Below are 10,586 nucleotides of genomic sequence, written 5' to 3'. Positions count from 1 at the left end.
CTGTCACTCAGGCATCCTCCAACTGGGCGAGGTCTGGCAGAATACCGGGGGTCAGTTCCGCTCCATCATCGTAGCGTGATAGCACCGACACAACCGTAGGCCGGTACAGATCCAGCCCCTTGTAGCTGGACAAAGCAGGGTCCAGCGCGCCAAGCACACGGTGCAGCCGCCTGCCCCATTTAGGCACACGCACAATATCGCGCAGGGGCAACAGATAACAGCGGATGGAAAACAGAATGGCATGCGAGCGCGGCAGCCGGTACAACGTCTGTAATTCTACCCGCAGATGCACCTTGTCCAGCGCATTGTCTGGCGTCACAGAGGCTCTGTCCGCTCCCCACACAAGGTAATTTTCGGGCGATGTATCTAACCGTGGGTTGATGGTCATGGTCCAGTTCAGCCGTCTGACAGGCTTGCCATGCTGGAGCATCAGCAAAAAACGCAGGCCGCGATCAAATACCCCTAGTTCCGCAGCTTTGGGCACAGGGGCGTGCCACTGCCTGAAAGACATGCCTAGGTCAAACTTCAAGGACCAGTCGGCCTGGGCGGTTACCATTCCCCCATCCATCCACAAGTCGTCCTCGCGCTGGTCATGCAGGGTAAAATCACCCTGCATCTGGCGGGCCATGTATTCAAACGGTGGATGCGGCAAAGTCTCCGCATCACCAAACACAAAGGCCTGCTCCAGCCCCAGCAGGCGGTTTGTCCAATGCCAGTTTGCGCCGTCACGCATCAGCGCGAAGTAGTCTGGATACTGCTCTGACAATGTTTCCATTGCCAGTTCCACAAAATCCCACTCGGCCTCACGCATGTGGGGCATTACAATACAGCGGCGGGGATCTTCGGCCAGTATTCTCGCTTTTTCTGTACACTCCGCCACATAATGTTCGTCAATATCAAAGGTGTTCTGCATGGCCACCACCGGCCCACCCCTGACATGCGGCTCGACATTCATCGAATACATGTAGCTGTCTTCGGGAAAGGGGAAGGGAAACCGCAGGATGGTTTCCGGGCTGTTTGTCACCCCGTATGGTGGACGATAGCTGTCCTTTACACTGGCCTGGGCTATCATGTTGGCTTCCTTACAGATCAAGTGTCAGTGTCTGTGTCTTCGCGCGGGAGACACAGGTCAGGATTGTTGTTGCGGCGGTTCTTTCCGCTTCGGTCAGCACATGGTCCCTGTGGTCCGGTTGCCCGTCCAGCACCGTCACGGCGCAGGCACCGCAGGCACCGCCACGGCACATGCAGGGCGGGTTCAGATCAGCCGCCTCCAGAGCTTCCAGCAGGGTTTCATCCGCACCAACGTTGACGGTGCGGCCACTGCGCGCCAGCACCACGGCAAAGGGTTGACCGCCTTCTGGCACAAAGAAATGCTCTGAATGCACCTTGCCGGGCACAAAGCCAACGGCACGCACAGCCCCAGCCACCCAGTCCATGAAGCCTTCTGGCCCGCAATAATACACATGGGTGGTTATCGGCTGATTGGCCAGTTGTTCACGCAGTCCGGCAGCCCCCGGCAATTGGTCGTGTATATGCACGCACGCACTATCCTGCCCGTGCAGCAGGCTTTCAAACGCCTCCCGTTCCTCCGGGCGGCAGAAGTGGTGCAGCACATAGTCCATGCCACCAGCACGCAATGTCTCAAGATATGCCAGAAAAGGCGTAATCCCGATCCCTGCGGACAACAACACATGCCTGCGCGCCCGGCGCATAATGGGAAAGAGGTTGGCTGTACCAAGAATAGTAACAGATAGTCCCTCCCTCCCCTGTTCATGCAAAAAAACAGACCCGCCACGAGACTGCGGGGCACGGCGGACTATGATAACAATTTCTGACCCATCGTCCTTGCGGGAGACGATGGAATAAGCATTTTTGAACATGCGCTCAGGACCGCCAAACCCCAGCAGCACATGGCTCCCCGCCGACAGCACAGGAAAGCACCAGCCCTGCGCACGCAGGACAAAGCGGCGCAGAGTGGGTGTCAGCAGCGTCGTGCTGGCAATAATGGCGGTCTTAACCCCAGATTTAGCCATGTTGCGCGGCCTCCTCCATTGCCCGGACCACAGCCGCGGGTTCACCAACCCCCATATAGGCTCCGATCTGACGGGAATAATGCTCGCGAATACAAAGGTCCGTGCCACAGCCCTGGCACACCACGCTGGTGCTGTCTGCTGTCTCGGTTATAGTATCGCAGTGAATGCACATAACCCGACGGGTGCCATCGGATGGCGGCGCAAACAGCACCTCCTCCACCCCCAGACCCGCTACATCTGCCACTTTGGCAACCTGAGCCAAAAATGTTGCACTGCCTGCAACATAAAGCCGCAATCCTACTTTTTCCTGAGCGAGCCTGCGCTCCAGCCTTTCCAGAAGAGCCGCGACAGAACGCAGCGACAGGCACATATCCTGCGGGTCAGACAGGGCAGCGCCATCATGCGCCACTGTCCAGACCGCCACGCCCCCCACCTCTGCACCCGCTGGGCGGACACAGGCTGAGTTTTCCCGCACAAACAGATGCCGGGTGCCTGAAGGATCAAACTTCAGGGCGGCACAGGGCAGTTCACTCGATACAATCACTGTTGCGCCCTTTCCTTTTCAACAAACAGACAGAACCCGGACAGTCGGTATGATGGTTAGCCTTTGACGGTGCGCTTCTTCTTCTGCGGGTCATCAAACGGCAGTTCATGCGTTATGCCTGACAGCGTTTCCTGCCCAGAGCGCACGACAATGGCTTTGCCTGATGTTGCATAGGGCACATCCATCCGGGCCAGCGCCATGGATTGACCTGTCAGGGTTGAGACCATGCCGCATGTCACAACACCGACCTTGGTCTCCCCATCATACACCCCGGCCCCGGCCTCTGCCGCGACAGTACCGTCCAGAAGTAGCCCGTAGATTTTAAAACGCTCCCGCCCTTTAAGGGCAAAATGCGCCGGGGCACCGCGGAAGTTGGTCTTGCCGGGGCTAACGGTAAAGTCCAGCCCAAGCTCCCACAGTGTGTCCCCCGCAAGATCCTGCTCAAACGGATACATTTCCGAATTATCGTAAGGATAGAACAGCAGATAACTTTCCACCCGCAACAGGTCCAGCGCGGTAAAGCAGACCGGCACAATCCCATCGGGCTTGCCATCTTCGAGAATACTATCCCAGATTTTAGGAGCATCGACCCCTTTGCAGAAGATCTCGTACCCACGCTCGCCAGTATATCCTGTGCGCGAGATCATGACCGGCGCACCGAACAGGGTTGTCTGCATGTGATGGAAGTAATTCAACTGCCGGATACCCGGCACATGCCGGTCAAGAAAATCCACCGCTACAGGCCCCTGTAGCGACAGATCGTGCAGGTCATCATCAAACAGAAGCGCTGCATTGCGGCCGACAACAGCGGCGGACAGCATGTCATGCAGCCCCCCTGCACCGTGCACGACCATCCAGCTATTCGGCCCGGTACGGTAAAGGATGCAGTCGTCTATAAACTTGCCTTCATCATTCAGTGCAGCAGCATAGGCTGAACGACCGGGCGTTATTTTCTGCACATTGCGGGTGGTGGCGTAATCCAGAATGGCAGAGGCATGCGGCCCGACAAGATGCAGTTTTTTCAGCCCGGATACATCCATAAGACCGGCCTTGCTCCGCACAGCCACATGGTGGTCCTGCACATCGGAGTTGTACGTCCAGGCCGTGGCCATGCCGTTCCAGTCTTCCAGGCTGGAACCCAGGGCACGATGACGGTCTGCAAGAGTGCTTGAACGCCAGCTTGTTGTCATACCTTGCTACTTTCCCGTTTAGTTTCCAGCGCGCCCGATAACTACCGATCTGAGGGCTGCATATTTTCATTCCGAATGATGAATGAAAATATTCTTTCTGAAAACTATATTTTTTATCATACACACCAAACGTGAGCGATCAGTCAAAGACTTACTCCATCAGCTCTGACCGACAGTATTGTCCTCACCCCACGGCTTTGGCGCGCACCTCTTCCAGTGGGGTCAAAAACGCTTCTAGCGAATCATCCAGCGCATCAAGCCAGGGAGTATGATGGGGGGGTGCCATGGTGCCCGTCAGCACAGAACGATAGCTGCGGTCACGGAATGTCATAATACCTTCCACCTTATCGTGCTTCCATTCCTTGAAAAGCTGGGCAACCTTATCAAGGTCAAAAGGCGGGTAGTCCGTGTACTGCATGAGATCACGGACATACTCTGTCTGGAAGTCAATTTCCTGATACGCATCTTCCAGCGCTTCCTCACGGGCGCGCCAGGCATGCGTGTCGGCTGTCATGTCAGCGCCGGAAGGCAGTTCCAGCCGCCCCATAATGACATCACGCACAAACCAGGCCTGAGCATCAAACATGTTAAAGGTGTAATACTGGTCCTGCATGCCCAGATAGAACATTTTTGGGTTATCTACCCAGCAGACACCTTTGTACAGGTCCAGCGGATACAGGCGGTTATTGGTTTTCAGCCTCAGGCTGTCAGGCAGGAAGGGGAAGTGGTGCTTGTAGCCAGTACACAGCACAATGGCATCGACCTTGCGGGTTGAACCATCCTGAAAATGGGCAATATTCCCATCCACCTTCAGCAAAAGAGGATGTTCCTCAAAATTATCCGGCCATTTGAAGCCCAGAGGTTTTGACCGATACGAAAAGACTATCGATTTTGCACCATATTTATAACACTGGGAGGCAATATCTTCTGCCGAATAGGAGCTGCCAACCAGCAGGATATCCTTGCCTGCAAATTCATTGGCATCACGGAAGTCATGCGCGTGCAGGATACGGCCTGGAAACAGGTCAAAACCCGAAAAAACAGGCACATTTGGCGTGGAAAAATGCCCTGACGCTACAATGACATTATCAAACCGCTCTGCATAAACATGCCCACTCGGCAAGTCCTCTGCCGTGACAAGGAAATTGTCGGCCTGTGCATCCCACGCCACATCCCGCACGGGGGTGTTGAAGCGCATGTCCCCTTGCAGGTTATCGCGCTTGATGCGCCCGACAATATAGTCCAGCAACACGGAACGGGGCGGATAGGACGGAATAGGACGCCCGAAATGCTCTTCAAACGTATAATCAGAAAATTCCAGACCTTCCTTGGGTCCGTTGGACCACAAAAAGCGGTACATGCTGGCATGAACAGGCTCACCATATTCATCCAGACCGGTGCGCCATGTATAGTTCCACATACCACCGGGGTCTGACTGTTTTTCAAAACAGACAATTTCCGGAACATCCTTGCCCGCCTTGCGGGCAGCCCCAAAGGCGCGGAGAACAGCCAGACCGCTCGGGCCGGCGCCAATCACTGCGATGCGCTTTACTGTCATGATAGACCCTGCTCCCTTGTGATGATTTTTGGAAAATTGTCTTTTGATCAGTATCAGGATCTGACTTTTGTCTTCTCCGGATCATAGGCAGGAAATGCCGTTATCCTGACGGGAATCCTCTTCTGTATTCCGTCAAGCTTGCCAACTTCGAGTGTTCGGCCATGTTCGGCCAGTGTCACATCGACCCTTGCCAGCGCTATGCTTTTCTTCAACACTGGGGAAAGGCAGGCGCTGGTTACAACCCCGACCCTGGCACGCCCGTCATACAGGGCATCACCATGGGCCAGAGGTTCATTCGAACTGCTTTCCAAACCCACCAGAACCCGGGCAGGGTGCTGCTTTCTGCGGAGCAGAGCCTCACGCCCCACATAATCCTCGGTTTTGGAGGCCGGGACTGCAAACCCTATGCCGGCTTCAAAGGGGTCTGTCTCAGGGCAGAATTCATAGGCTGCAAAAGCCAGCCCGGCTTCAATGCGCAGCCAGTCCAGTGCTTCCAGCCCCAGCGGCACCAGACCATGGGCCTGCCCGGCAGTCCAGACTGCCCCCCATACAGCGGCTGCATGTTTGGGGTGGCACCAGATTTCATAACCCAGTTCCCCGGTGTACCCGGTGCGGGATACCAGAACAGGAATACCATCGGGGCCACCGATACGCCCGATGGTAAAGCGGAACCATTTAAGAGCCTCAATGTCGGGCTGTGTCGGAGCTGTCCAGACCAAGGGTGCCAGAATAGCCCGGCTTTGCGGCCCCTGGAGCGACATATTGTGCAACTGGTCGGTCGAGGCTCTTACATTTGCGGCAAGCCCATGCTCGCTCACCAGTGCCTGCAACCATTCCCCGCAATATTCATCCCCGCAGACCAGACGGAACGCCTGTGGCCCAAGACGGAAGACCGTAGCATCGTCCAGCATGCCGCCATGGGGATAGCATAGAGCCGTATAAACAACCTGCCCGACTGAAAGTTTACGAATATCGCGCGTGGCGGCCATTTGCAGCAGCACCTCGGCGTCCGGGCCTGTCACCTCAAACTTGCGCAGGGCTGACAGGTCCATAATACAGGCCTGCGTGCGGCAGCCCCAATATTCTGCAACCGGGCCATAGCCTTCAAAGCAGGAGGGCAGCCAGAACCCCTTGTATTCCACAAAGCGCGCACCCTGTGCCGCCAGACTGTCGTGGAAGCCTGTCCGCCGTGTCATTTCAGCAGGTGATGCGGCTGTCATGCGATGTTTTACCCCATGCGGAAAAATATTGTGCCGGTCATAAACACGAACATGGATGTCGGTCGGTGCCCAGCCATTGGCCGAGGTCACATCATCCGCGCAGGATGAGGACGCACAGACCAGATCAGTCAGTGCGCGCAGCAGCACATAGTCACCCGGACGGGACCAAGGTTCGGTACTGGCAATTGTTCCACATTCCAGCACCTCGGTATTGAAAAAGAAATTGATGGCGGGCCACCCACTCCGCTCCGCAATACCTTCTGGTGCTAGAGCAGCATTGAAGTTTTCCGTGCAGTTGGCATGGCCGGGGTAGCCGGTGTCATCATAATATTTGGCGGTGCAGGCCAGCAGAAAGGCATCGTGGCGGCCTACTGTATCCTGCACGATTTCAACCAACGGCCGCATCCGACTGTCCAGAAAGCGCCCCCGCAGGCCCGGCACTGGCATGGCGTTGCCCTGCACTGTGCGGGTCGCCGTGGCGTCCAGACCGTATTCCTCACCCTGTGCCAGAGCCTGTGCGTCAAAGGCCAGAAAGTCAGAGCACTGCCGTCCCTCCACATCCAGTATTTGAATGTATTCGCCTTTTGCCACCCTGTAGCTGACAGCCGTAGCTGCTGGCACCCGGAACTCCTGCGTAACCACGCCCAAGGGTTCTGGCAGTCTGACCCGGCCATCGGGGGCAGGTTCAAACACAATATCCAGAAAGCCGGGAGGGTTGGAGTTTTCCGGCAGCATATCCTCGGCGGGAATATCTATAAAAACCACACCATCATGCAGCACTTCAAAGCCGACACGCTCCCCCATACGGGTTTGCGGCCCAAAGACTGCACAGGCAACGGGCTGCCCCTCCTGCCCGCTCCACAATGCTGTCAGGCGGCTATCCGGGCTTTGGGGGGCGGACAGCAATGCCCCGGCAACGGCACGCACAGTCTCCTTGGCAAACAGCAGGGTTGCGGCTTGCCCGCCAGAGACATTGACGAGGTCAAACCGTTCCCCCGCCTGTACGGCAAATCTTGCAGGTGTTCCCCCTCCTGCTACACGCAGCGGAGTCACACGCAAGAGATCTGGAAGCAGGAGTGTCATGCACCCTCCACACCGTTATGTTTTTATCTCGAAATGAAGCCTAACGGCCTGCCAGAGCGCTGCTCAATGGTGCCTTTTGGTACCATTGGCTAAAAAATGCCCCGTAATCAGCCATAACGGGCCACAAAACCGGCTGCAACATAAGGTGAAGCACCCTTGCCTTGACAGCAGAGAGCAAAGGCGCAGAGACTGCTTGCAGACGATCCGATTCCGCAATGAGATGGCGGAGATTGTACCTTGTGCGAACATCACACAGGGCGCTGATATACCATGCCCAAGGCAGGATATGACAGGTGATGCAGGACCATACTGCTCCCACGTCACCAGCCTTCATAATTTCAGAAACAGGACAACTGCGCGGAGGCAACAGCATGGCTTCCCTGATGGTGCAAGGCAGCACACCACAGCAAGAGGCTCCATCCTGGCTGGCAATGGCTGGTGAGGTTGCCTGCCATATTGGCCAGACAGATTTTTACGAGCATCTGCTGCGGGTTTTTGCAGCCCTCATTCCCAACCAGTCGTCCTGGATTATTTCCTACGCGCCGGGAGTACTCCCCGACACGTTATACACAACCGATGTCACCTCGGCCGCGTTCCTGGACTATAGCAACCATTTTCGCTGTTATGACCCGTTCTGGCACCTGTGCCGCCAGTATAGTGGCCTGCCGGTTGCAGCTCTTTCAACGCTTGATAAATCCATAAAGCCGCATGAATATACGAGTGTTTTCCAGAAAAAATGTGGATTTTCAGATGAGCTGGCGCTGATCCTGCCGGTTTTTAACAACACCTGTATCATGCTGTTTCTCCAGCGCATGAATCATCCGTTCACGCAGGAGGAAATCAGCCGGGCACAACAGGTGCAGCCATTGCTTTACGGCCTGCACAAAGCCCATGTTACACGGATTTTCCAAGGCTTAAGCAATGTCCTGCCTGTAGCGGATACCGATGCACCTCAGGGTGCCCTCGTGCTCGACAGGCATTACAACCGCCTGCACAGCACCAGCGGCTGGCAACGGGCTAGTGCACACCATGGCCCCACCCTGCACCGTGCCCTACACACACTGCTCCGCCATGAAGACGCCGCGTGCAGCATAGAAGAACAGGACTTTTCCCTGACTTTAGCCGCCCTGCCGCAGCTCTGCCCCCTGGCTCCAGGAGGATACCTGCTGACCTGCGCCCCACAGGCCAGCAGCCCCAGTCTGACCGCCCTGCCGGGCCTGCACATTACACAGCGGGAACAGGATTTGCTTGAGCTACTGCTGCAAGGCCGAAGCACGGGGGAAATTGCACAGCTTTTGGGGATCAGCAAAGGGACGGTCAAAAACCACAGGCAGCGCTTGTACCGTAAGGCAGGCGTTACATCAGAACGGGGGCTTGTCAGCCACCTGCAAGCTCTCCTGCGTACAGCTCCCCCTTAAACCGAGGCTTCAGGTTAGCCCCGGCTGACTGGCTTGCGCATAGACGGTGATTTATAGAGGCCAAATCCAAGATTTTCATAAAATGGCACAGCAATATCGCGCGAATCAAGGAACAGGGCACTCATTTCCCGGCTGCGGGCATCCTGTTCGGCAAAGGCTATAAGCGCGCGGCCTATACCCTGCCCACGGTGCGTCTCATCCACGACAAGATCATCAATATGCAAGAACGCACCACGCGCCAGAGTATGCACTGGCCGTGTGCCCATGACCCCCACGAGCCGCCCGGCCAGAAAAGCCCCGACCAGTTCGTAACCCGCAAACATCTGCCTGTGTACAGCGCGGACAAAGGCATCCTCATCCAGCGTGCGGAGTTGAGATATAACCCGATAAGCGGAAACAGTTTCCGACGTTTCCAGTCGCCTGACCACGCATGCACTCATGCTTCACCCTTCCTGAGAGACTGCTCCTCAAACACAAAGTAACAGCCTATCCGGGCATTTGCAGGCCTCAACAGGTGGTATCGCGCCCCGCCTCGATAAGAACAGGCGGCGGGACACCCCTTGCAAGCCCCAAACGGCACAACAGCAGCCAAGCCGACAGAGGGGCAGGCATAAACCTGCCCCCGCCATGGTCAGAAACCCTTATGCTGACAGGGTCTTGCGGGCTGCATGCAAGGTATTTTGCAGCAGACAGGCAATGGTCATAGGCCCGACACCTCCTGGCACCGGGGTAATAGCCGCAGCGTGAGGCAGGACCTCATCAAACGCCACGTCACCCACAATGCGGGAGCCTTCTTCTGTCTGCACCCGGTTGATGCCAACATCAATCACAATGGCACCGGGCTTGATCCAGTCACCACGGACAAGGCCTGCATGACCTGCGGCAGCAATGACAATATCCGCCCGCCGGGTTTCGGCCGCAACATCGCGCGTTTTAAGGTGCGTGACTGTCACTGTGCACCCTTCCTGCTGCAACAGCTGCGCCATTGGCCGACCAACAATGTTGGACGCCCCGATCACCACCGCCTGTTGCCCCGCCAGCGACGGCAGGACAGACTTGAGCAGCATCAGGCAGCCAAGCGGTGTGCAGGGCACAAAACCATCACGCCGCCCGACAGCCAGACGCCCGGCGTTGACGATATGAAAGCCGTCTACATCCTTCTCAGGCGCAATGGCATCCAGCACCGCGTCACGCCGGATCTGCTGGGGCACGGGCAACTGCACCAGAATACCGTGCACCGAGGGATCAGCATTGAGCGCTGCAATCAGCGTCAGCAGTTCTTCCTCTGTGGCATCACCAGGCAGGTGGTGCGCAACCGAGCGCATGCCTGCCTCCTCGGTTGCACGCACTTTACTGCGCACATACACGGCAGAAGCTGGGTCTTCCCCCACCATGACAACGGCAAGGGTGGGCAGAATACCGTGTTGCGCATGCAGGGCATGCGCTTCCTCGCGGATATCGCGCCGAAGACGGGCGGCAAAAGCCCGCCCGTTGATAAGCTTTTCGCTCCCGTTCTCCATCACATGTCTCTCATTCACAG

The 10,586-nt window shown here is 56.7% G+C and carries 9 protein-coding genes; 1 reads left to right on the top strand and 8 read right to left on the bottom strand.

Annotated elements, in window-relative coordinates:
• Positions 1-7: 7 nt before the first annotated feature.
• The 6 genes from FLP30_RS07325 to FLP30_RS07300 all read right to left on the bottom strand — a co-directional run bounded on the left by FLP30_RS07325 (position 8) and on the right by FLP30_RS07300 (position 7,628).
• Positions 8-1,072, bottom strand: a complete 1,065-nt coding sequence (locus FLP30_RS07325) for a heme-dependent oxidative N-demethylase family protein (protein ID WP_149279233.1) — start codon at positions 1,070-1,072, stop codon at positions 8-10.
• A 10-nt stretch (positions 1,073-1,082) separates the two neighbouring features.
• Positions 1,083-2,033 (bottom strand): PDR/VanB family oxidoreductase, encoded by a 951-nt coding sequence (locus FLP30_RS07320; protein WP_149279232.1) that lies wholly within the window; start codon positions 2,031-2,033, stop codon positions 1,083-1,085.
• Positions 2,026-2,577 carry a dimethylamine monooxygenase subunit DmmA family protein gene (locus tag FLP30_RS07315; protein WP_149279231.1) on the bottom strand — a complete coding sequence of 184 codons (552 nt, stop codon included), beginning with the start codon at positions 2,575-2,577 and terminating at the stop codon, positions 2,026-2,028. Before FLP30_RS07315 ends, FLP30_RS07320 begins: the two co-directional genes overlap by 8 nt.
• A 56-nt stretch (positions 2,578-2,633) precedes the next feature.
• Positions 2,634-3,767: an aminomethyltransferase family protein gene (locus FLP30_RS07310; protein WP_149279230.1), complete on the bottom strand. Its 1,134-nt coding sequence runs from the start codon at positions 3,765-3,767 to the stop codon at positions 2,634-2,636.
• A gap of 184 nt (positions 3,768-3,951) precedes the next feature.
• Positions 3,952-5,325 (bottom strand): NAD(P)-binding domain-containing protein, encoded by a 1,374-nt coding sequence (locus FLP30_RS07305; RefSeq protein WP_149279229.1) that lies wholly within the window; start codon positions 5,323-5,325, stop codon positions 3,952-3,954.
• Between the two features lie 53 nt (positions 5,326-5,378).
• Entirely contained in the window at positions 5,379-7,628 is a 2,250-nt protein-coding gene (locus FLP30_RS07300) for a DUF1989 domain-containing protein (protein WP_149279228.1), read from the bottom strand.
• 371 nt (positions 7,629-7,999) lie between these two features.
• Between FLP30_RS07300 and FLP30_RS07295 the strand changes: the two genes are divergently transcribed.
• A complete protein-coding gene (locus FLP30_RS07295) occupies positions 8,000-9,046 on the top strand; it encodes a helix-turn-helix transcriptional regulator (RefSeq protein WP_168200064.1) in 1,047 nt (348 codons plus the stop codon).
• A 14-nt stretch (positions 9,047-9,060) separates the two neighbouring features.
• Here FLP30_RS07295 and FLP30_RS07290 read toward each other — a convergent pair whose 3' ends face one another.
• Together FLP30_RS07290 and FLP30_RS07285 are read right to left on the bottom strand one after the other, a co-directional pair.
• A complete protein-coding gene (locus FLP30_RS07290) occupies positions 9,061-9,486 on the bottom strand; it encodes a GNAT family N-acetyltransferase (protein WP_149279226.1) in 426 nt (141 codons plus the stop codon).
• Positions 9,487-9,687: 201 nt separating this feature from the next.
• Positions 9,688-10,566 (bottom strand): bifunctional 5,10-methylenetetrahydrofolate dehydrogenase/5,10-methenyltetrahydrofolate cyclohydrolase, encoded by an 879-nt coding sequence (locus FLP30_RS07285; protein ID WP_149279225.1) that lies wholly within the window; start codon positions 10,564-10,566, stop codon positions 9,688-9,690.
• Positions 10,567-10,586 lie beyond the last annotated feature (20 nt).

The organism is Acetobacter vaccinii, from assembly GCF_008365315.1.
GTDB lineage: Bacteria > Pseudomonadota > Alphaproteobacteria > Acetobacterales > Acetobacteraceae > Acetobacter > Acetobacter vaccinii.
Note: the sequence above shows the minus strand (reverse complement) of the source record. Positions and strands in the feature narration are given on the sequence as shown.